We start from the raw sequence: 21,650 nt of genomic DNA on the forward strand, positions 1-21,650 counted from the left end.
GAACGAGTCTCTAAGAAGCGTGAGCTTAAATTATTTGCTGATGGATACAACAGCGCCGGATCCAACAGTACGTCCACCTTCACGGATGGAGAAGCGAGTTCCTTCTTCAATCGCGATTGGGGAGATCAGGGCAACGGCAACTTCGATGTTGTCGCCAGGCATAACCATTTCAGTACCTTCTGGCAGGCTGATAACACCTGTTACGTCAGTTGTACGGAAATAGAATTGTGGACGGTAACCTGTGAAGAAAGGTTTATGACGTCCGCCTTCTTCTTTAGTCAATACGTATACTTGAGCGGAAAACTCAGTATGCGGATTAACGGAAGCTGGTTTAGCCAATACTTGACCGCGCTCGATTTGGTTACGGTCAACACCACGGAGCAATGCACCGATGTTGTCGCCTGCTTCAGCGGAATCAAGCAATTTACGGAACATTTCTACGCCAGTTACGACGGATTTCTTAGTTTCTTCCTTGATACCAACGATTTCAATTTCGTCGCCGACTTTAACAGTACCACGCTCTACACGGCCTGTAGCAACTGTACCACGGCCAGTGATGGAGAATACGTCCTCGACAGGCATAAGGAATGGCTTGTCAACTGGACGCTCTGGAAGCGGAATGTACTCGTCGATGATTTCGAACATCTCAACGATTTTCTTAGCCCAGTCACCTTCTGGGTTCATAAGAGCTTCACGAGCCGAACCTTGGATGATTGGAGTGTCATCGCCAGGGAATTCGTATTCGTTCAGCAAGTCGCGAACTTCCATTTCAACCAATTCAAGAAGTTCAGCGTCTTCAACCATGTCGCATTTGTTCAAGAATACAACGATGTAAGGAACGCCTACGTTACGGGACAACAGGATGTGTTCGCGAGTTTGCGGCATTGGGCCGTCAGCTGCGGATACAACCAGGATCGCTCCGTCCATTTGTGCAGCACCAGTGATCATGTTTTTAACATAGTCGGCGTGCCCTGGGCAGTCAACGTGTGCGTAGTGACGGTTAGGAGTCTCATATTCCACGTGGGAAGTTGAGATCGTGATACCGCGCTCGCGCTCTTCTGGAGCCTTGTCGATTTGATCAAATGACATAGCAGCACCGCCGTAAGTTTTGGACAATACAGTTGTGATTGCTGCAGTCAGAGTAGTTTTACCATGGTCAACGTGACCAATTGTACCGATGTTAACATGCGGTTTTGTACGTTCGTATTTAGCCTTTGCCATTTTAAACATTTCCTCCTTAAAAATAAGATTAATATGTTGGACTAACCTGGGAGCAAATCCTTAATTCAGGTCATCTACTCCCGGCTAGCAAATACAATGATTACTCTGCAGAACCTTTATGCTTCGATACGATCTCTTCGGAGATGTTACGTGGAACTTCTTCATAGTGAGACAATTCCATCGAGAACACGCCGCGTCCTTGCGTACCGGAACGAAGAGTTGTGGAGTAACCGAACATTTCGGAAAGAGGCACTTTCGCGCGGATGATTTGAGCGCCACCACGTGAGTCCATACCTTCGATACGGCCACGACGAGAGTTAAGCATACCCATAACATCACCCATGTACTCTTCCGGAACAGTAACTTCAACCTTCATGATTGGCTCAAGCAGAACCGGTTGTGCTTTTTCCTTAGCAGCCTTAAGCGCCATGGATCCAGCGATCTTAAACGCCATTTCACTGGAGTCAACGTCATGGTACGAACCGTCAACGATTGTAGCCTTCACGTCCACTACAGGGAAACCAGCGAGAACACCGTTCTTCATTGCTTCTTCGATACCTTGTTGAGCAGGTGCGATGTATTCTCTAGGAACCGAACCACCGACAATCTTGCTCTCGAATTGGTTGCCTGAACCTGCTTCAAGCGGTTCGAACTCAACCCATACGTGACCGTATTGACCACGACCACCGGATTGGCGAACGAATTTACCTTCAACGCGCGCAGGAACCTTGAATGTCTCACGGTAAGCAACCTGTGGTTTACCCACGTTGGTCTCTACCTTGAACTCACGGCGCATACGCTCGATGATGATATCGAGGTGAAGCTCACCCATACCAGCCAAGATCGTCTGACCTGTCTCTTCGTCTGTATGAGCACGAAGGGTAGGGTCTTCCTCAGTCAATTTACCAAGGGCAACGCTCATCTTGTCTTGGTCCGCTTTTGTCTTAGGTTCAACAGCAATTTCGATAACCGGATCAGGGAAGTTCATCGATTCCAGAATTACTGGAGACTTCTCATCACACAGTGTATCACCAGTTCCTGTGTCTTTCAAACCAACAGCTGCTGCGATATCACCAGCGTATACTTCGCTGATCTCTTTACGGCTGTTAGCATGCATTTGCAGGATACGTCCGATACGTTCGCGCTTGTTCTTCGTTGCGTTCAGTACATACGAACCGGATTGCAAAATACCGGAGTATACACGGAAGAACGTAAGTTTACCAACGTAAGGGTCTGTCATAATCTTGAATGCAAGCGCTGAGAACGGCTCTTCGTCAGAAGAATGACGTTCAACCTCAGTACCGTCATCCAAGTGGCCTTGAATGCTTGGCACATCGATTGGCGCAGGCAAGAAGTCTACGACTGCATCAAGCATAAGCTGGATGCCTTTGTTACGATAAGAGGAACCGCACACAACTGGGAAGATCTTAACTTCTACTACACCTTTACGAAGAGCTGCTTTCAGTTCTTCGATAGTGATTTCTTCACCTTCAAGGTATTTCATAGTCAATTCTTCATCAAGTTCTGCAACCTTCTCTACCAATTCTGCACGAAGTTCTTCAACTTTTGCTGCATAATCAGCAGGAATTTCAGTTTCCTCGATATTTTGACCTAAGTCATCTTTGTACATGTAAGCCTTTTGAGCGATCAAGTCGATAATACCGACGAAATCATTCTCGGCTCCGATAGGCAATTGGATAGCTACTGCATTTGCTTGCAAACGCTCGCGCATATCGTTAACTACGTTAAGATAATCTGCGCCGATGATATCCATTTTATTGACATAAGCGATACGAGGAACGCTATATTTGTCAGCCTGTCTCCATACAGTTTCAGACTGAGGCTCTACGCCTTCCTTCGCACTGAACACGCCTACTGCCCCGTCCAATACACGCAGGGAACGTTCAACTTCTACTGTGAAGTCAACGTGTCCCGGGGTATCGATGATATTTACGCGGTGACCTTTCCAAGAAGCGGTCGTAGCAGCGGACGTAATCGTAATTCCGCGCTCTTGTTCCTGCTCCATCCAGTCCATCGTCGCGGAGCCTTCGTGAGTCTCCCCAATCTTATGGTTAATACCGGTGTAGAACAAGATACGTTCCGTCGTGGTAGTTTTACCGGCGTCAATATGCGCCATGATCCCGATGTTACGTGTATTTTTCAAGGAGAACTCTCTTGCCATGCAATTTTTCTCCCTTCAAAATAGAAGTTTATTATTAGTTGCTGAATCCTACCAACGATAGTGTGCGAACGCTTTGTTCGCTTCAGCCATTTTATGCGTGTCTTCGCGTTTCTTAACGGAAGCACCCGTGTTATTGGAAGCATCGATAATCTCTGCTGCCAAACGCTCTTCCATAGTCTTCTCGCCGCGGTTGCGGGAGTAGTTTACGAGCCAACGTAATCCCAAGGAAGTACGTCTTTCCGGTTTAACCTCGATCGGCACTTGGTAGTTAGCACCACCTACACGACGAGCTTTAACTTCCAAGACTGGCATAATATTTTTAAGCGCTGCTTCAAACACTTCCATTGGGTCATTGCCCGTACGTTCTTGAATGATGTTGAACGAATTGTACAGAATGCTTTGTGCAACGCCGCGCTTACCGTCGATCATAATGCGGTTGATCAGGCGAGTAACAAGTTTGCTGTTATACACCGGATCCGGCAATACGTCTCTTTTTGTAACTGGACCTTTGCGTGGCATAGTTATCCCCCTTTCATTATTAGTCCAAACCTATTTTCGAAAAATATTATTTCTTAGCTTTTGGACGTTTAGCACCATACTTGGAACGAGCTTGCATCCGGTTGTTAACACCAGCGGTATCAAGCGCACCGCGCACGATGTGGTAACGTACCCCCGGAAGGTCTTTTACCCGTCCACCACGAATCAAAACAACGCTGTGTTCTTGCAGGTTGTGACCGATCCCTGGAATGTAAGCCGTCACCTCAACACGGTTCGTCAAACGAACACGGGCATATTTACGAAGTGCGGAGTTCGGTTTCTTCGGAGTCATCGTACCTACACGAGTACAAACACCACGTTTTTGTGGGGAACTAAGATCGGTAGCTTCACGTTTAAGAGCGTTATAACCTCTTTGCAATGCTGGCGATTTAGATTTGTACACCTTGTCTTGACGTCCTTTACGGACTAATTGGTTAATTGTTGGCATGTTGTTGCCACCCCCTTCCTCGATTCTTTAACATTCTTTACAAACCTTTTGTTAAGCCCACAGACCCAGGCGGTTCATAAAAGAACAAATGAAAAGTTTTTGCCGTTAAGGAATCCCTTCAGCAAAAACATTCCTATCAAACTATGGTTTTACAACCGCAGCCATCGCTGCACCAACTTCAATCCCGCAGGCTTTGCCGAGATTATGCATCGTGTCCACTAAAGTGACCTTAACCGCATGCTGATTGCATAATGCGATGATCTTCGATTTCAAACGTGGATCTGCATCTTCAGCTACATATACTTCCTCGGCTCGTCCAAGCTCGACGATACGCATCGTTTGCTTGGTGCCGATTTTAACATGAGCGTCCTGTAATCCTTTATCGTAAGACATATCATCGTCCTCCAAAGTACAGGGAATTCCGTACTCACGCACTACGATATATTATCATTCTCGTTACGCGATGTCAAGCAATTTCTATCACTATTTTTTCCAGCCAAACAGTGACTGTAAGAACACAGATACAACACAGATAAACAGTTCTCTTCTGAACATAAATCGTGATCCGAACGGTACTATACCGCCCGGATCACGCTGTTAAGTTAGTTACTCTACAGATACAGTCTCCAGATTCTCCTCAGTCGCCTCGTTGCCTTCCGGCTCATCGAATTGAACATTGCGATACTGGTTCATACCAGTACCTGCCGGAATCAGCTTACCGATGATGACATTCTCTTTCAGGCCGAGCAGTTTATCCACTTTGCCTTTGATTGCCGCATCAGTGAGGACGCGAGTTGTCTCCTGGAAGGATGCTGCCGACAAGAAGGAATCTGTCTCAAGCGATGCCTTGGTGATACCCAGCAATACTGGCTTGGCCACGGCAGGCTCTTGACCTGAAAGAATCGCTTCTTTGTTGGCTTTCTCATATTCATGCAGGTCGACGAACGAGCCTGGCAAGAGCGTAGTATCGCCGGAATCGACAATACGGATCTTACGAAGCATCTGTCTAACCATAACTTCAATGTGTTTATCGTTGATTTCTACGCCCTGGTTACGATATACGCGCTGTACTTCCTGCAGAATGTAGTTCTGTACGCCGCGAATACCTTTGATACGCAGAATCTCTTTCGGGTCAATCGAACCGTCGGTCAGTTCATCCCCAGCTTCAATATGCTGGCCTTCGCTTACGCGCAGACGGGAACCGTAAGTAACCGAGTAGGTCTTGGTTTCTGCTTCGCCTTCAACTTCGATCTCACGACGATCTTTGGCCTCGCGAATCTCCTTCACGACACCATCAATCTCACTGATCGTAGCTTGCCCTTTCGGATTCCGGGCTTCGAACAGCTCCTGAATACGCGGCAAACCTTGCGTAATATCGTCACCGGCAACACCGCCGGTATGGAACGTACGCATTGTAAGCTGAGTCCCTGGTTCACCAATGGATTGAGCGGCGATAATACCAACTGCTTCACCAATCTCAACATGTTTGCCAGTAGCCAGGTTGCGGCCATAGCACTTCTTACATACGCCATGGCGAGCACGGCAGCTAAGCACCGAACGGATCTGCAGCTTCATAACGCCTGCATTTACAATCGCATTTGCCTTATCGCTATCGATCAACTCATTGCGATGAACGATAATCTCACCGGTCTCCGGATGCTTGATCGTCTCGAAGGAGTAACGTCCCTCAATACGGTCATACAGGTTCTCGATAATTTCCTTACCGTCTTCAATCCGGCTAACCGTGATCCCTTTGTCGGTTCCGCAATCATCCTCGCGAACGATTACGTCCTGCGCAACGTCAACGAGACGGCGTGTCAGGTAACCTGAGTCAGCAGTACGAAGCGCGGTATCGGCCAGACCTTTACGCGCACCGTGTGTGGAGATAAAGTACTCCAAGACTGTCAGACCTTCACGGAAGTTCGCTTTGATTGGCAGCTCATAAATTCGGCCGGATGGCGTAGCCATGAGACCCCGCATACCACCGAGCTGGGTGATCTGCGACTTGTTACCCCGCGCCTTAGAGTCAACCATGAGCATGATCGAATTGAAGCGATCCATGGATTTCATCAGGACATCGGTAATTTGGTCTTTGGCCTTCGACCAGATATCGATAACGCGGTCATACCGTTCTTCATCGGTAATCAAGCCGCGGCGATATTGATTGGTAATAACTTGTACTTTATCTTCAGACTCACGCATGATGTCCTGCTTCGCATCAGGCACGACAACGTCGGCAACCGCGATACTAACACCTGCGCGCGTCGAATACGTAAAGCCGGTTTGCTTGATTCTGTCGAGAATCACCGAAGTTTCCGTCGTTTGATAAATTTCAAAGCAACGGCCGATAATTTCGCCCAGATATTCCTTACCTACCCCACTCATCAGCTTCTCGCCCATGATGCGCTCTTGAACATTCGCGCCCTTCTCATGGATGAAGTAATGATCTGGAGTTCCCTCAAGCAGATTGGTACGAGTCGCTTCGTTGATGTATGGGAAGCTGGCTGGGAAGATCTCATTGAAGATAATCTTACCTACCGTCGTAACCAGCAATGCATTCTGTTGTGCCTCAGTGAATGAAGTCTTGTTCAGCGCTCTAGCTGGAATCGCCACACGTGCGTGCAGGGAAGCCGTACCACGTTGATATGCCGAGACCGCCTCATTTACAGAAGACAGAAGCATCCCTGTACCTTTGGCTTCATTGTTATCCATCGTCAGATAGTAGGAGCCGAGAACCATATCCTGTGAAGGAGTTACAACTGGCTTACCATCTTTCGGGTTCAAGATGTTGCCCGATGCAAGCATCAGAATCCGGGCTTCCGCTTGAGCTTCTGCGGACAATGGTACGTGCACGGCCATTTGGTCACCGTCAAAGTCGGCATTATATGCCGTACATACGAGCGGGTGAAGACGAATGGCGCGTCCTTCAACAAGGATCGGCTCAAAAGCTTGAATACCGAGACGGTGAAGCGTAGGTGCGCGGTTAAGCAGAACCGGATGTTCCTTAATGACTTCTTCGAGTACATCCCAAACTTCTGGGCTAACGCGTTCTACTTTACGTTTTGCACTCTTGATATTATGAGCCAGGCCTTTGTTAACCAGCTCTTTCATGACGAATGGCTTGAACAACTCAAGCGCCATTTCCTTCGGCAGACCACACTGATACATCTTCAGATAAGGTCCTACGACGATAACGGAACGACCGGAATAGTCAACCCGTTTACCGAGCAGGTTCTGACGGAAACGCCCCTGTTTACCTTTGAGCATATGGCTCAAGGATTTCAGCGGACGGTTACCCGGTCCGGTTACTGGACGGCCGCGGCGGCCGTTGTCGATCAGGGCGTCAACTGCTTCCTGCAGCATCCGCTTCTCGTTCTGAACGATGATATCAGGAGCGCCAAGATCAAGCAGACGCTTCAGACGGTTGTTACGGTTAATAACACGGCGATATAGATCGTTCAAGTCCGATGTGGCAAAGCGGCCGCCATCGAGTTGAACCATTGGGCGAAGCTCCGGTGGAATGACCGGAAGCACGTCAAGAATCATCCATTCCGGCTTGTTGCCGGAGTTGCGGAATGCTTCGATAACCTCAAGACGTTTGATCGCCCGGTTACGACGCTGCCCTTGGGCTGTACGCAATTCTTCTTTGAGGAAGTCCATTTCCTTCTCGATATCAAGATCCTGAAGCAATTCCTTAACTGCTTCCGCACCCATGCCGGCTTGGAATCCGTAGCCATACTTCTCACGGTAGCTACGGTATTCTTTCTCGGACAACAGTTGCTTTTTCTCCAGTGGAGTTTCCCCTGGATCGGTAACAACATAGGATGCAAAATAAATGATCTCTTCGAGAGAGCGTGGCGACATATCGAGTGCCAAGCCCATACGACTTGGAATCCCTTTGAAATACCAAATATGGGACACCGGAGCGGCCAGTTCAATATGACCCATCCGCTCGCGACGAACCTTCGCTCTCGTTACTTCAACGCCGCAGCGATCGCAGACAACGCCTTTGTAACGAACTCTTTTATATTTACCGCAATGACATTCCCAGTCCTTGGTTGGGCCGAAGATCTTCTCGCAGAAGAGCCCTTCCTTCTCCGGTTTTAATGTCCGATAGTTAATTGTTTCAGGTTTTTTAACTTCACCGCGGGACCAAGAACGAATTTTCTCTGGGGAAGCAAGCCCGATTTTCATATACTCGAAGTTGTTGACATCCAACAAGGAGCATCCCTCCTTAACAAGGTTTATCACCATTTGACGGCAAGCCGCCAAAAACTTTATTCTACTCCGACTTCAGCGCCTTCCAGGTTAAGGCTCAGTTTATCCCCTGTTGCATCATCTTCATCATCAAGTTCCTTCATCTCGATCTCTTGCTCATCTCCGGACAGGATCTTAACATCCATACCCAAGCTTTGAAGCTCCTTGATCAAGACTTTGAACGATTCTGGCACACCAGGTTCAGGGACGTTCTCGCCTTTGACGATAGACTCGTAAGTCTTCACCCGGCCGACCACGTCATCGGATTTGACAGTCAGGATTTCCTGCAACGTATACGCTGCACCGTAAGCTTCCAGCGCCCACACTTCCATCTCACCGAAGCGTTGTCCACCGAATTGAGCTTTACCGCCAAGCGGCTGCTGCGTAACGAGCGAGTAAGGACCTGTTGAGCGGGCATGGATCTTATCGTCAACCATGTGCGCCAGCTTGATCATATGCATGACGCCAACAGTAACTTCACGTTCGAATTCTTCACCTGTACGTCCGTCATACAAGATCGTCTTACCATTGCGCTGCATTCCCGCTTCTTCCATCGTATCGAAGACGTCATACTCATTGGCGCCGTCAAATACTGGAGTAGCAACGTGAATACCGAGTTGGAGAGCAGCCATACCCAGATGCACTTCAAGCACCTGACCGATGTTCATCCGTGAAGGAACGCCGAGCGGGTTAAGAACAACCTGTACAGGCGTGCCATCCGGCATGAACGGCATATCTTCCTCTGGCAAGATACGAGCTACGACACCCTTATTACCATGGCGTCCTGCCATCTTGTCACCCTCGGAAATTTTACGTTTTTGGGCAATATATACACGAACGAGCTGATTTACTCCTGGTGGAAGCTCATCACCGTTCTCACGAGTAAATACTTTCACGTCTACAACGATACCATCAGTACCGTGAGGTACACGAAGTGAAGTATCGCGAACTTCGCGAGCCTTCTCACCGAAGATTGCATGCAGCAAACGTTCTTCCGCAGTCAGCTCAGTTACACCCTTCGGAGTAACTTTACCAACGAGGATATCGCCTGCGCCGATCTCGGCACCTACGCGGATAATACCACGCTCATCCAAATTGCGGAGCGCTTCTTCACCGACGTTCGGAATATCACGTGTAATCTCTTCTGGTCCCAGCTTCGTATCACGAGCCTCGGACTCATATTCTTCAATATGAATTGAAGTGTAGACATCTTCTTTGACAAGCTTCTCGCTAAGGAGAATCGCATCCTCATAGTTGTAACCTTCCCAAGTCATGAAGGCAACGACTACGTTGCGTCCAAGCGCCAATTCGCCCATCTCTGTTGAAGGACCGTCAGCAAGGATATCGCCTTTCTTGATAACATCGCCGCGCTTCACAATTGGACGCTGATTGATGCATGTTCCTTGGTTCGAGCGCATAAATTTGTGTAATTTATGTTTAACAAGGTCGCCTTTGACTTCCTTGCCATCCACCATCTCAACGCGGCGCAGCCAGATCTCATTTGCTGCCGAGCGTTCAATAATTCCGTCATATTTGGACACGATACATACACCGGAGTCTTTTGCCGACTTATGCTCCATACCAGTACCAACAAGCGGTGCCTTAGGAATCAGAAGTGGAACGGCCTGCCGCTGCATGTTCGAACCCATCAGCGCACGGTTCGAGTCATCGTTCTCCAGGAACGGAATCAACGCCGTAGCGACGGATACAACCTGTTTTGGAGAGATGTCCATATAGTCAACCCGCTCACTTGGCATCGTCAAGATGTTATCGGATTGTTTATTGTAACGAACGATAACATTTTCGTCTTTGAATCTGTTATCTTCCGTAAGCTCTGCGTTGGCCTGAGCAATAACATAGTTATCCTCTTCATCTGCAGTCAGATAAGAGATCTGTTCTGTAACTTCTCCTGTCTTCGGATCAACCCAACGATACGGAGCTTCAATGAAGCCGTACTCGTTAATACGGGCGAAGGTAGACAGGGAGTTAATCAGACCAATGTTCGGACCCTCTGGGGTCTCGATTGGACACATCCGGCCATAGTGAGAGTGGTGAACGTCACGCACTTCCATGCCGGCACGTTCCCGTGTCAGACCGCCTGGGCCGAGTGCTGACAGACGACGCTTATGCGTCAACTCTGCAAGCGGGTTCGTCTGATCCATAAATTGCGACAACTGGGAGCTTCCGAAGAACTCCTTAATCGAAGCAATTACCGGACGAATATTAATCAGAGCCTGCGGCGTGATCAAGTTCGCATCCTGAATCGACATTCTCTCGCGCACAACGCGTTCCATCCGGGACAAACCGATACGGAACTGGTTCTGTAACAGTTCTCCTACCGAACGAAGTCTACGGTTACCGAGATGGTCAATATCATCCGTGCTGCCGATACCATGAAGCAAGTTCAAGAAGTAGCTGATCGACGAGATAATATCCGCTGGAGTAATGTGTTTCACCGATTTATCGATGTTGCGGTTAGCAATTACTTTGACAACCTTGCCATCCTCGATCGGTGAGAATACCTCGATGACCTGCAGAGGAACATCATCTGCATCAAGAACACCATTAGCTACATGATAATCCTTGAAACCTACACCGTTCTCGAGATAGGTCAGAATTTCATCAAGCAAGCGGCGATCTACCATTTGACCCGCTTCAGCAATAATCTCACCCGTCGAAGTATCAATCAAAGACTCAGCAAGACGATGATTGAACAGACGGTTCTTGATATGCAGCTTCTTATTGATTTTGTAACGGCCTACGTTGGCCAGATCGTAACGTTTTGGATCGAAGAAACGTGCCACTAGCAAGCTCTTCGCATTGTCTAGCGTAGGCGGTTCCCCCGGACGAAGACGCTCGTAAATCTCGATCAGGGCCTTCTCCGTAGAGTCGGTGTTATCCTTATCGAGTGTGTTGCGAATATATTCATCATTACCTAGCAAATCGAGAATCTCGGCGTCCGTACCAAATCCAAGAGCACGAAGCAGTACGGTTACTGGAATTTTACGAGTACGGTCAATCCGGACATAGACGATGTCCTTCGCATCCGTCTCCAGCTCCAGCCATGCGCCGCGGTTCGGGATTACTGTAGCGGTATAGGCTTTTTTGCCGTTCTTATCTACTTTAGTACTGAAATAGACGCTAGGAGAGCGAACCAACTGGCTGACAATTACCCGTTCCGCACCATTAATAATGAACGTACCGGTTTCCGTCATCAGCGGGAAATCTCCCATGAATACTTCCTGCTCTTTGACTTCGCCCGTTTCCTTATTAATGAGCCGGACTTTGACCCGAAGCGGCGCTGCATATGTTACATCGCGTTCCTTTGCATCATCTACCGTATACTTCGGTTCGCCGAGACTATAATCGATAAATTCCAGCACCAAATTACCCGTGAAATCCTGAATTGGAGAGATGTCCTGGAACATTTCCCGCAGTCCTTCTTCAAGGAACCACTCATAGGATTTCTGTTGGATTTCAATCAGGTTTGGAACTTCGAGTACCTCGTTAATTCGTGCATAACTTCGCCGAGTGCGTCGACCATATTGAACAAGATGTCCTGCCAACTTATACTCACCCCTTATGTCTACTCACTTTAAAAATCATTGCGAACCCGTGTTTGTACCCTTATAATAGGTTCTAACGGATTCATTCACAAATAAAGAAAAGCCCTTATCGAACATTTTCGAAAAAAGAGCGTCATTATCTGTGTCATCACTGTCCTAATGGCTCCGTATCAGTAGATTTACCCAAAATGTACATAATATACGTAGAACTATGCGGTTTTATGCATTGTCTTCGTAAAAAACTCTTGACATTTCAGTAAACTAAAGACATAAAGAGCATTCTAATACTGACATTTTATAATAATACCACAATGAAAATGCCAAGTCAAACATTATTTTCGACTTTTTTATGCCGTTAATATCATAGACGATGGGATTAAGCTGAATCTCTTATTTGATCGCCCGATAAATCCGGTAGCCTTTATCCTTCGTAACTTCCTCGACCTGGGTGAACAATGATTCCAGCTTCTGCTTCGCTGAAGGTGCGCCTTGCTTCTTCTGAATGACGATCCATAAAGATCCTCCTGAACGAAGCCGCTCATAAGCCCCTTCAAAAATAGCATGTACCACTTCTTTTCCAGCACGGATCGGCGGATTCGTCAGCACGACATCGAACTTTGCAGTTGAATCCAAAGCAGCGAACAAATCACTCTCTAGAATCGTGACATTATCGACTTTGTTATTTTGCGCATTTTCACGCGCCAATTCCACCGCCCGGCCATTTACATCTATCATCGTAACATGACCTTGACTAGCCAGCTTCGCTGCCGTCAGCCCAATCGGGCCATATCCACATCCCACATCCAGCACTTCTGCGCTTGCCGGAATCTCCATTGCTTCGATCAAAGTACGGCTGCCGTAATCGACGCCCCCTTTGGCAAATACACCGGCATCACTAACAAAGCGCAGCTTATAACCGTGCAGTTCCGCTTCCCAATTTCTCCGGGCATGCGCTGTAGTAGGACGACTGGTATAGTAATGATCAGACATTCTAACAGTTCCTCCGTAACGTCATTTCCTTACGTTTTCTAGGGCATCTTCTTCCTAGTTTAGCCAAAATACTGCAAATTCAACGTACTTCTTCTCTACTCTCATACCCAGCCCTACATTTTTGAGTCTGGGGATCCCTTGCGATCCGGGCTTAGTAATTCTATGTGAATTAAGGAAGGCAAAATGGTTCAATATTCAAATGAAAATCTAGTTTGAATATTGAACTTAGGAGAAATGATTCTGGAGAAGCTGAAAGCTTTCTGAAAGAAAGCTGCTTCGGAAGCATATGCTTCGTTCACCTTTGTGAGTGGATTTCTCCCTTGCTAGATTCTATAAGATCAAGAAATCCGCGAACAACAGCGATCGGAAGAGCATTTCAACCGGATGCCTTAATCCGAACTTCATTCAACTTTCACAGCCCGAAGAGCAGAGAGAACACCAGGATCAAAAATCAGAATTATTCAAAAACAAACCCCCTGAATCAAGTTCAAGGGGTTTGCTATAGAAGAAACGATTATTTTACTTCTACAGTTGCGCCTGCTTCTTCCAATTTTGCTTTTACAGCTTCTGCGTCTTCTTTGCTTACTTTTTCTTTCAATGGTTTTGGTGCGTTGTCAACGAGTTCTTTAGCTTCTTTCAAGCCAAGACCAGTGATTTCGCGAACCACTTTGATTACGTTGATCTTGGATGCACCAGCATTAGTCAAGATTACGTCAAACTCGCTTTGCTCAGCAGCTTCAGCGCCGCCAGCAGCGCCACCTACAACAGCTACTGGAGCTGCAGCAGTTACGCCAAATTCTTCTTCAATTGCTTTTACAAGATCGTTCAGTTCAAGAACAGTCATGCCTTTAATGGCTTCCAAGATTGCTTCTTTACTCATGATAGAACCTCCGTTATTTTATTTGAATTTTCGTTAAATTAACTAGCTAACTTTCTTAAGAAGATTAAGCGCTTGCCGCGCCTTCTTCTTTCTCTGCAACGGCTTTGACTGCCAAAGCGAAGTTGCGAACAGGTGCTTGAAGCACGCTGAGGAGCATCGAAAGGAGACCTTCGCGGGATGGAAGTTCCGCGAGCGCTTTGATTTGGTCTGCGCCAACAACACGGCCTTCAACCACGCCACCTTTCACTTTAAGCGCATCATTCTTCTTAGCGAAATCGTTAAGAATTTTTGCTGGAGCTACTGCATCTTCTACACTGAAAGCGATGGCTGTAGGACCAGTCAACACTTCGTCTAGTTCAGTAAGCTCGGCAGCTGCTGTCGCACGGCGAACAAGCGTATTCTTAAGCACTTGGAATTCCACGCCAGCTTCACGAAGCTGTTTGCGAAGTTCCGTAACTTGAGCAACGTTAAGTCCGCGGTAGTCAGCAACTACGGTAGTTGCGCTCTCACGCAGCTTCGAAGTAACCACATCAACGGCTTCTTGTTTTGCTTGAATCACTTTTGCGTTTGCCACACTGAACACCTCCTATAAGTTTTGGTAGAGGCTCTTCTCTTCATGAAAAAAGCCTCCGTAGAATTACGAAGGCTTGATAAGTCATCATAGGTTGACGCTCTATCAGAACACCTCGGTAGGAAATTAAGCCTTACGGCACCTACTGTCTACGGTAAACATATTCAAATTCAGATCCCATCTTAGAACAACTCAATCAGTTTACCAAGAGATTCACCTGAAGTCAATCCCGTTCTCGCTAGACGAGAGTGGTATTACTTGTAAGAAGCTGTGCTAACATGAGCACTTGGGCCCATCGTCGAGGAGATCGCGATGTTCTTCAAGTATACGCCTTTGGCAGCAGCTGGTTTAGCACGGTTCAGTGCATCAACAAGAGCCTTAAGGTTATCGTTCAATTGCTCAGCAGTAAAGGAAACCTTACCGACTGGCGCATGAATTTGACCTTGCTTGTCAAGACGATACTCAATTTTACCCGCTTTGATTTCTTGAACCGCTTTGGCAACGTCAAAAGTAACGGTACCTGCTTTAGGGTTAGGCATAAGGCCTTTACCACCGAGCAGACGGCCCAATTTACCAACTTCGCTCATCATATCCGGCGTTGCTACGCAGACATCGAATTCGAACCAGCCTTGTTGGATTTTGTTGATCATATCTTGATCGCCAACGAAATCTGCTCCAGCAGCTTCTGCTTCCTTCGCTTTTTCACCTTTGGCGAATACCAATACGCGTTGTGTTTTACCTGTGCCATGCGGCAAGACAACAACACCACGAACGGCTTGGTCTTGTTTACGAGGGTCTACGCCCAAACGAACTGCAACTTCAACGGTCTCGTCAAACTTTGCAGTCGCAGCCTTTTTCACCAATTCAACGGCTTCCAAAGGCTCATAAAATGCTTCGCTGTCAATCAGCTTAGCAGCTTCCAGGTACTTCTTACCGTGTTTAGCCATGAATTCGTCCTCCTTTTGTGGTATTAGCGGAAAATCCTCCCACTAGGGATGAATTGTCATATTAATACACTCAATATGGTCAATTCATCCTTGGATGAAAATAGTCAATATTCTCATCCGACCTCCAAGAGTTAGTCTTGGATCGTGATGCCCATACTACGAGCAGTACCTTCAACCATGCGCATAGCCGATTCAACGGATGCTGCGTTAAGGTCAGGCATTTTTTGCTCCGCAATTTGACGAACAACGTCGCGTTTAACGGTAGCAACCTTCTTTTTGTTTGGCTCACCGGAACCTTTCTCGATCTTCGCTGCTACACGAAGCAATACAGCTGCCGGTGGAGTCTTGGTGATGAATGTAAAGGAACGGTCTTCGAACACCGAGATTTCTACTGGAATAATCAAACCAGCTTGATCAGCGGTACGAGCGTTGAATTCCTTACAGAATGCCATGATGTTGACACCTGCTTGACCAAGCGCCGGACCTACCGGAGGCGCAGGATTCGCTTTCCCTGCAGGAATTTGCAGTTTCACCACTTTAATTACTTTCTTTGCCATGTGAGACACCTCCTTGCCCTAATAGTGGTAGACGGAGCGTTAGCCCCTCCCACGTGAAACCCTAAGAAACCTATATCTTTTCCACTTGATTGTAATCAAGCTCAAGCGGGGTTTCTCGACCAAACATGTTGACATGAACCTTCAGCTTGCTCTTGTCGACGAGAATTTCTTCAATGCTGCCGACAAAGTTAGCAAACGGACCAACTTTGATGCGTACGGATTCTTTGAGATCGAATTCTACAACTGGCTTCGGTTCTTCCATGCCCATATGTTGCAAAATCTGATCTGCTTCCTCAGGAAGCAGAGGCGTTGGCTTGGAGCCCGATCCTGTAGATCCGACAAATCCAGTTACACCCGGCGTGTTGCGAACAACATACCAGGAATCGTCAGTCTGGATCATTTCTACCAAGACATATCCGGGGTAAACTTTACGCATGACAGTTTTCTTCTTGCCATCCTTGTTCACCACTTCTTCTTCCATCGGAACAAGAACGCGGAATATCTTGTCTTCCATGCCCATTGACTCGACGCGCTTTTCCAAATTGGCTTTGACTTTGTTCTCATACCCAGAATAGGTATGAACGACGTACCATCTTTTTTCCATATCAAGCCACCTAAGGACCCTTCTTAAATTATCGCTTCGATCACAGCAGAAATGCCGATATCAAGTACCCAAAAATAAACAGCGACAACTACTATTGTACCTAGCACAACAAGCGTATAATTCGTCAGCTCTTTACGATTAGGCCAGCGAACCTTTTTAAGCTCAGCCCAGCTTTCAGAGAAAAAAGAAATCAACGACTTGAAACTGCGTTTCATGCGCGACTGCACCTCCAAAGACTATCTGGTTTCGCGATGAGGAACTTGCTCGTTACAAAACTTGCAATATTTCTTCATCTCCATGCGGTCCGGGTGGTTACGCTTGTTTTTTGTTGTCGTGTAGTTTCTTTGTTTGCAGTTCGTACAAGCCAACGTAATAATTACCCGCATGATGTGCACCTCCCGAAGACATTCTTCAACTGAGAAGTCTCATAAATTAGCCTAAACCCGCAAAAGTGAATTTAGGCCTACCTAAAACACTTTATCATATGGCTTTTTCTGTGTCAACGAGTGGTTCGATCCTGTTCAGCGATTAAATTTAGTATCGGTCACTGTTCTGGAAGATAAACCCGATCAGGCCTACTAAAAAAGGGCGGCTATGCACCTAGCCTCCCTTTATCTTCCAACTACTAAGTTCCATCGCTCTAGGAATTTTTAAATTCCAACATCGCGAATTTCCAAATAGCGTTCTAATTTTCGTTTTACTCTTTGCAGAGCATTATCGATCGATTTGACATGACGGTCTAAATCCACCGCGATCTCCTGATACGAACGGCCGTCAAGATACAGCATGAGAACTTTACGTTCCAGGTCGCTAAGTATTTCAGACATCTTATCTTCCAGGCCTACGAATTCTTCCTGGTTGATGATTAGTTCCTCAGGGTCGCATACCTGCGAGCCGCAGATAATGTCCAGCAGCGTTCTGTCCGAATCCTCATCGTATATCGGCTTGTCCAAAGAGACATATGAGTTAAGCGGAATATGCTTCTGCCGTGTAGCCGTCTTGATCGCAGTAATGATCTGACGTGTAATACACAGCTCGGCAAAAGCCTTGAACGAAGCAAGCTTATCACCCCGAAAGTCCCGGATTGACTTATAAAGACCTATCATTCCTTCCTGAATGATATCTTCTCTGTCGGCACCGATCAAAAAATAGGATCTGGCTTTAGCTCGAACAAAACTACGATACTTGTTGATCAAGTACTCCAACGCTTCACTGTCGCCATTCTGAACGGCTTCGACAATGTCCTCATCACTTTGGATTTCATAGTCAAACATAACCCATCTCTCGAGGTTGACACTCACTATAAATCCCTCCGGCTGCAACGCACGGTGCCCCGTCACTCATTCAAGTAATACGAACAGTATATACGAAGGTGCATGATAGCGTCAACAACAAAAGTGCCAAAAGATGTAAGGATAAACAATGTCAAGGGTATAAAGGCGAAAAAATGATAACGTTTTATTCTCTTCGCCAGCGTTCGAACATTTTCCGCAATTCTGGACTCAGTTTGGAATCGATTGTATTGCGACTTGTACTATTGCTCCGTTCAGCAATCTTGGTCTTAACTTCCTTCTCGCTCTGTTCGATCTGAATCAGCAATTCACGGGCCGACACGCGCAGCGCACCCTGGCCGAAAATCACGTGCTGCTCTACCATATCACTCGTCGCAACATAGATCTGCCGCCTGGGCCTTGCAAACTCGTGACAGAGCCGTTCGATACATTCATCAGCCGTCTCTTTCTCCTTGGTGAAGTGGACTTCCACCTGATTCTGAGTGAAGGATTTGCCTAGTCCGGGCACGCGATAAGCATCAAAAACTACGACGACCTGCCTGCCAGAGAAGGCTTGGTAATCCGCCAAACGCTCCAGCAGGGAATCACGCGCTGCCTCTAAATCCGTCTTGGACAATGCGGCCAGATTGGGCCAACCTCCGATCATATTGTATCCGTCTACCAGAAGAACATCGCGCTTGTCGCGCATAGGCGCTATCCTTCGGCGCGGCGAATGCGCATGACTTCATACATCATCACTCCGGCAGCAACCGAAGCGTTCAGCGAATTAAGGCGTCCGTTCATCGGAAGCTTGAGCAGTACGTCACAGGTCTCGCGTACCAAGCGCCCCATCCCTTTGTTCTCATTCCCGATGACAATCGCCACGGGTCCACCTAATATTTTGCCGCCCCTATATATTTCTTCCTTCGCCCCGACATCGGTTCCAACGATCCATACACCAGCTTCCTTCAGCTGTTCCATGGTCTGTACAAGGTTGGTTACTCTGGCAACAGGGACATATTCGACAGCACCGGCCGATGTTCTCGATACCGTAGCCGTAACAGCGACGGAACGGCGCTTCGGAATAATGACACCATGAACTCCTGTACATTCGGCTGTACGTAGAATCGAGCCCAGATTATGCGGATCCTCGAGCTCATCGAGAATGAGCAGGAACGGCGCCTCCCCTTGCTCAGCCGCCTTTGCAAGCAGATCCTCAACCTCGGCATAAGCATACGGAGCCGCCTGTGCTACTACGCCTTGATGCTGCACACCTGGTACCATCGTATCAAGCTTGCGCTTATCGACAAATTGCACGATAATGCCTTGAGCCTTGGCTTCGGCAATAATCGGTTGCGTCAAATGCTTCTGCGCGCCTTCTGCAATCCATATCTTGTTGATTGTTCGTCCGGCTCTAAGCGCCTCCATTAAGGAGTGCTTACCGGCAATCCATTCTTGATCCTCCATATCAGGTCCTCCCAATCGTTGCTATAAATTGTTGCTATTAATTGTAACGAAACTGGGTATCGCTATTTGCGTCAAAAAGAGCCTTTTAAAAATCTAACGAAACTAGGTATCGCTATTATGGCAAATATATGCCCTAAACTCCGAATTTCATCAAAATAGCGATATGGTGTTTCGTTAGATTTCAATTTCCTGTTTTTTTGCGGAAATAACGATATGGTGTTTCGTTAGAGTCAGTTCAGACTTATCGTTCTTCCTCTAGCAGCTCGAAGCCTTCAGCGATCAGACCGCGCAAGCGATCATGCGCTCCAGTGTAATATAAATATCCGACCAAGCTCTCGAGAGCCGTCGCTTGACGGTAATCGATTACGTTAGCGTTCTTCGGTACGGTACCCGACTTGGCATTGCGTCCTTGGCGAACGACATCCTTCTCGTCGTCGGTGAGCTGGGGCTCAAGCAGAGCAAGCAATCTGGCCTGTGCCTTAGCTGATACATATTTCGTGGATTGGCCGTGTAAATGATGCGGCCGTAAATTAGGCTTGGCCATCACGTGCTGGCGCACGGCTACCTCAAATACCGCATCGCCAATATAGGCGAGCGCCAGCGGCGGAAGCAGCCTGACCGGTTTGGCCGGCTGCTCCGGGAACCAGAGCGGCGCAGGCGAAGCCAAGCCCCCTGCTTCCGCCAAATGTTCTTGCTTCGCGCTATTTACCTCGCTGTTCGAATCTGTCATTTACGACGCCACCTCATACCCTGTGGCGTGTCCTCCAGGATGATTCCTTGCGTATCCAGTAGATCGCGAATCTCATCAGCCCGCGCCCAATTTTTCGCTTTGCGTGCTTCTGTACGCTCTTCGATCAACGCCTCAATCTCATCGTCCAGAAGCTCCGCTTCCGCTTCAACTGCGATACGTAGAACTCCGTTCATTTCCTTGAATAATTGATAAGCCGCTTCTAGATCTGCAAGGCTTACATCGCTCTGCTGCAGCAAGCTGTTCACTTCACTCGCCCAGTCAAACATAGCCGTGATCGCGTCCGCAGTATTGAAATCATCCTGCATCTTCGTATGGAACGCCGCCGAAATCCCCGCCAGCTTCTGCTCTAACGACTCCGAAATTTTAAGCTCTGAGCTTTGCCCTTCTGTACTGTTCAATCGATAGAGCAAATTGCTCGCCGCATTGGAGATCCGCTCTACACTGCGCTCTGCCTGTGCCATAATCTCTGCGGAGAAATTCACTTGATTGCGGTAATGAGTGGACAGGATGGCATAGCGAATGGCCTCCGGCTTGTGTCGAGTCAGCAAATCCTTGACCAGAACCCCGTTGCCAAGCGACTTCGACATTTTCTCGCCATCGATATTAACATAACCATTATGCATCCAATAATTAGCCAACGGCTTGCCCGTCATCGCCTCAGACTGCGCTACCTCGCATTCATGATGCGGGAATTCCAGATCCTGTCCGCCACCATGAATATCAAGCGTATCGCCAAGCAAGAGCCTTGACATCGCCGAGCATTCGATATGCCAGCCTGGACGACCTTGGCCCCACGGGCTCTCCCAGTGAATCTCACCTGGCTTGGCTGCTTTCCATAATACGAAATCGACTGGACTCTCCTTACGGGCGTCGACATCGATACGGATACCGAACTGCAGCTCCTCGATATTCTGTCCAGATAACTTGCCGTAATCGGCAAATTTGCTAGTGCGAAAGAAGACGTCCCCGCCTTTTTCATAGGCAAAGCCCTTGCGCTCCAGCTCACGAATAAAATTAATGATAGTCTCCATATTCTCAGTAACCCGTGGGTTCGCAGTAGCACGCGGAATGCGCAGACCCTCCAGGTCAGCATAGAACGCCTCGATGAACATGCTTGCCACTTGAGGTACAGGCAGCTTCATTTCCTCAGCTTTGCGGATCAGCTTATCGTCTACATCCGTAAAGTTCACTACGTAGTTCACATCATACTTCTGATTCTCCAGATAACTGCGAACTACATCGAAGAAAATAGCCGGCCTTGCATTCCCGATATGGATATACCCGTATACGGTTGGTCCGCATACATACATTTTAACGTTTCCCGGCTCCTGAGGAACGAATTTCTCCTTCGTGCGGGTTAATGTGTTGTAAATTTGCAGTGCCATGCTCTCTGTCCTTTCG

The 21,650-nt window shown here is 47.6% G+C and carries 20 protein-coding genes and 1 other annotated feature; all 20 genes read right to left on the reverse strand.

The genetic code is table 11. From position 1 onward, the window contains the following. Positions 1-30 precede the first annotated feature (30 nt). The 20 genes from tuf to cysS all read right to left on the reverse strand — a co-directional run bounded on the left by tuf (position 31) and on the right by cysS (position 21,634). Positions 31-1,221, reverse strand: a complete 1,191-nt coding sequence (gene tuf / locus ABD014_RS01150; protein WP_251417995.1) for an elongation factor Tu — start codon at positions 1,219-1,221, stop codon at positions 31-33. Positions 1,222-1,321: 100 nt separating this feature from the next. Beyond that, entirely contained in the window at positions 1,322-3,403 is a 2,082-nt protein-coding gene (fusA, locus tag ABD014_RS01155) for an elongation factor G (protein WP_343856444.1), read from the reverse strand. A gap of 48 nt (positions 3,404-3,451) precedes the next feature. After that, entirely contained in the window at positions 3,452-3,922 is a 471-nt protein-coding gene (gene rpsG, locus ABD014_RS01160) for a 30S ribosomal protein S7 (RefSeq protein ID WP_343856447.1), read from the reverse strand. A 46-nt stretch (positions 3,923-3,968) separates the two neighbouring features. Further along, a complete protein-coding gene (rpsL, locus tag ABD014_RS01165; RefSeq protein WP_068779097.1) occupies positions 3,969-4,388 on the reverse strand; it encodes a 30S ribosomal protein S12 in 420 nt (139 codons plus the stop codon). Between the two features lie 141 nt (positions 4,389-4,529). Further along, a complete protein-coding gene (locus tag ABD014_RS01170) occupies positions 4,530-4,781 on the reverse strand; it encodes a ribosomal L7Ae/L30e/S12e/Gadd45 family protein (protein ID WP_120463627.1) in 252 nt (83 codons plus the stop codon). A 213-nt stretch (positions 4,782-4,994) separates the two neighbouring features. Beyond that, complete coding sequence (gene rpoC / locus ABD014_RS01175; RefSeq protein WP_343856453.1) at positions 4,995-8,609, reverse strand: DNA-directed RNA polymerase subunit beta'; 3,615 nt, start codon at positions 8,607-8,609, stop codon at positions 4,995-4,997. Between the two features lie 56 nt (positions 8,610-8,665). Continuing rightward, on the reverse strand, positions 8,666-12,211 hold the full coding sequence (rpoB, locus tag ABD014_RS01180; RefSeq protein WP_343856456.1) for a DNA-directed RNA polymerase subunit beta: 3,546 nt from the start codon (positions 12,209-12,211) through the stop codon (positions 8,666-8,668). Positions 12,212-12,601: 390 nt separating this feature from the next. Then, on the reverse strand, positions 12,602-13,201 hold the full coding sequence (locus tag ABD014_RS01185) for a class I SAM-dependent methyltransferase (RefSeq protein WP_343856458.1): 600 nt from the start codon (positions 13,199-13,201) through the stop codon (positions 12,602-12,604). Positions 13,202-13,715: 514 nt separating this feature from the next. Then, positions 13,716-14,081 carry a 50S ribosomal protein L7/L12 gene (gene rplL / locus ABD014_RS01190; protein ID WP_343856460.1) on the reverse strand — a complete coding sequence of 122 codons (366 nt, stop codon included), beginning with the start codon at positions 14,079-14,081 and terminating at the stop codon, positions 13,716-13,718. Between the two features lie 64 nt (positions 14,082-14,145). Further along, positions 14,146-14,655: a 50S ribosomal protein L10 gene (gene rplJ / locus ABD014_RS01195; RefSeq protein WP_068779091.1), complete on the reverse strand. Its 510-nt coding sequence runs from the start codon at positions 14,653-14,655 to the stop codon at positions 14,146-14,148. Between the two features lie 36 nt (positions 14,656-14,691). Continuing rightward, positions 14,692-14,825: a sequence feature (ribosomal protein L10 leader region), on the reverse strand. Positions 14,826-14,906: 81 nt separating this feature from the next. Further along, positions 14,907-15,599, reverse strand: coding sequence for a 50S ribosomal protein L1 (rplA, locus tag ABD014_RS01200; RefSeq protein ID WP_343856463.1), 693 nt, complete (start codon positions 15,597-15,599; stop codon positions 14,907-14,909). Positions 15,600-15,730: 131 nt separating this feature from the next. Further along, complete coding sequence (gene rplK, locus ABD014_RS01205) at positions 15,731-16,156, reverse strand: 50S ribosomal protein L11 (RefSeq protein ID WP_044482537.1); 426 nt, start codon at positions 16,154-16,156, stop codon at positions 15,731-15,733. A 70-nt stretch (positions 16,157-16,226) separates the two neighbouring features. Then, on the reverse strand, positions 16,227-16,760 hold the full coding sequence (gene nusG, locus ABD014_RS01210) for a transcription termination/antitermination protein NusG (RefSeq protein ID WP_068779089.1): 534 nt from the start codon (positions 16,758-16,760) through the stop codon (positions 16,227-16,229). A 23-nt stretch (positions 16,761-16,783) separates the two neighbouring features. Next, on the reverse strand, positions 16,784-16,975 hold the full coding sequence (gene secE / locus ABD014_RS01215; protein ID WP_068779088.1) for a preprotein translocase subunit SecE: 192 nt from the start codon (positions 16,973-16,975) through the stop codon (positions 16,784-16,786). A 21-nt stretch (positions 16,976-16,996) separates the two neighbouring features. Beyond that, positions 16,997-17,146: a 50S ribosomal protein L33 gene (gene rpmG, locus ABD014_RS01220; protein WP_009226622.1), complete on the reverse strand. Its 150-nt coding sequence runs from the start codon at positions 17,144-17,146 to the stop codon at positions 16,997-16,999. Positions 17,147-17,410: 264 nt separating this feature from the next. After that, on the reverse strand, positions 17,411-18,034 hold the full coding sequence (gene sigH, locus ABD014_RS01225) for an RNA polymerase sporulation sigma factor SigH (RefSeq protein WP_218653073.1): 624 nt from the start codon (positions 18,032-18,034) through the stop codon (positions 17,411-17,413). 184 nt (positions 18,035-18,218) lie between these two features. After that, a complete protein-coding gene (locus ABD014_RS01230) occupies positions 18,219-18,740 on the reverse strand; it encodes an NYN domain-containing protein (protein ID WP_343856481.1) in 522 nt (173 codons plus the stop codon). A gap of 5 nt (positions 18,741-18,745) precedes the next feature. Further along, complete coding sequence (rlmB, locus tag ABD014_RS01235) at positions 18,746-19,498, reverse strand: 23S rRNA (guanosine(2251)-2'-O)-methyltransferase RlmB (protein ID WP_343856484.1); 753 nt, start codon at positions 19,496-19,498, stop codon at positions 18,746-18,748. Between the two features lie 241 nt (positions 19,499-19,739). Next, entirely contained in the window at positions 19,740-20,228 is a 489-nt protein-coding gene (locus tag ABD014_RS01240; RefSeq protein WP_343856486.1) for a Mini-ribonuclease 3, read from the reverse strand. Further along, positions 20,225-21,634, reverse strand: coding sequence for a cysteine--tRNA ligase (cysS, locus tag ABD014_RS01245; RefSeq protein WP_343856489.1), 1,410 nt, complete (start codon positions 21,632-21,634; stop codon positions 20,225-20,227). The genes ABD014_RS01240 and cysS overlap by 4 nt, the downstream gene beginning before the upstream one ends. Positions 21,635-21,650: the final 16 nt, after the last annotated feature.

Source organism: Paenibacillus motobuensis (genome assembly GCF_039521865.1).
Taxonomy (GTDB): domain Bacteria; phylum Bacillota; class Bacilli; order Paenibacillales; family Paenibacillaceae; genus Fontibacillus; species Fontibacillus motobuensis.

Coding starts and splice junctions, on each gene's coding strand:
- tuf (WP_251417995.1), bottom strand. CDS start 1,221: ATGGCAAAGGCTAAATACGAACGTACAAAACCGCATGTTAACATCGGT.
- fusA (WP_343856444.1), bottom strand. CDS start 3,403: ATGGCAAGAGAGTTCTCCTTGAAAAATACACGTAACATCGGGATCATG.
- rpsG (WP_343856447.1), bottom strand. CDS start 3,922: ATGCCACGCAAAGGTCCAGTTACAAAAAGAGACGTATTGCCGGATCCG.
- rpsL (WP_068779097.1), bottom strand. CDS start 4,388: ATGCCAACAATTAACCAATTAGTCCGTAAAGGACGTCAAGACAAGGTG.
- ABD014_RS01170 (WP_120463627.1), bottom strand. CDS start 4,781: ATGTCTTACGATAAAGGATTACAGGACGCTCATGTTAAAATCGGCACC.
- ABD014_RS01185 (WP_343856458.1), bottom strand. CDS start 13,201: ATGTCTGATCATTACTATACCAGTCGTCCTACTACAGCGCATGCCCGG.
- rplL (WP_343856460.1), bottom strand. CDS start 14,081: ATGAGTAAAGAAGCAATCTTGGAAGCCATTAAAGGCATGACTGTTCTT.
- rplA (WP_343856463.1), bottom strand. CDS start 15,599: ATGGCTAAACACGGTAAGAAGTACCTGGAAGCTGCTAAGCTGATTGAC.
- rplK (WP_044482537.1), bottom strand. CDS start 16,156: ATGGCAAAGAAAGTAATTAAAGTGGTGAAACTGCAAATTCCTGCAGGG.
- nusG (WP_068779089.1), bottom strand. CDS start 16,760: ATGGAAAAAAGATGGTACGTCGTTCATACCTATTCTGGGTATGAGAAC.
- secE (WP_068779088.1), bottom strand. CDS start 16,975: ATGAAACGCAGTTTCAAGTCGTTGATTTCTTTTTTCTCTGAAAGCTGG.
- rpmG (WP_009226622.1), bottom strand. CDS start 17,146: ATGCGGGTAATTATTACGTTGGCTTGTACGAACTGCAAACAAAGAAAC.
- sigH (WP_218653073.1), bottom strand. CDS start 18,034: ATGTTTGACTATGAAATCCAAAGTGATGAGGACATTGTCGAAGCCGTT.
- ABD014_RS01230 (WP_343856481.1), bottom strand. CDS start 18,740: ATGCGCGACAAGCGCGATGTTCTTCTGGTAGACGGATACAATATGATC.
- rlmB (WP_343856484.1), bottom strand. CDS start 19,498: ATGGAGGATCAAGAATGGATTGCCGGTAAGCACTCCTTAATGGAGGCG.
- ABD014_RS01240 (WP_343856486.1), bottom strand. CDS start 20,228: ATGACAGATTCGAACAGCGAGGTAAATAGCGCGAAGCAAGAACATTTG.
- cysS (WP_343856489.1), bottom strand. CDS start 21,634: ATGGCACTGCAAATTTACAACACATTAACCCGCACGAAGGAGAAATTC.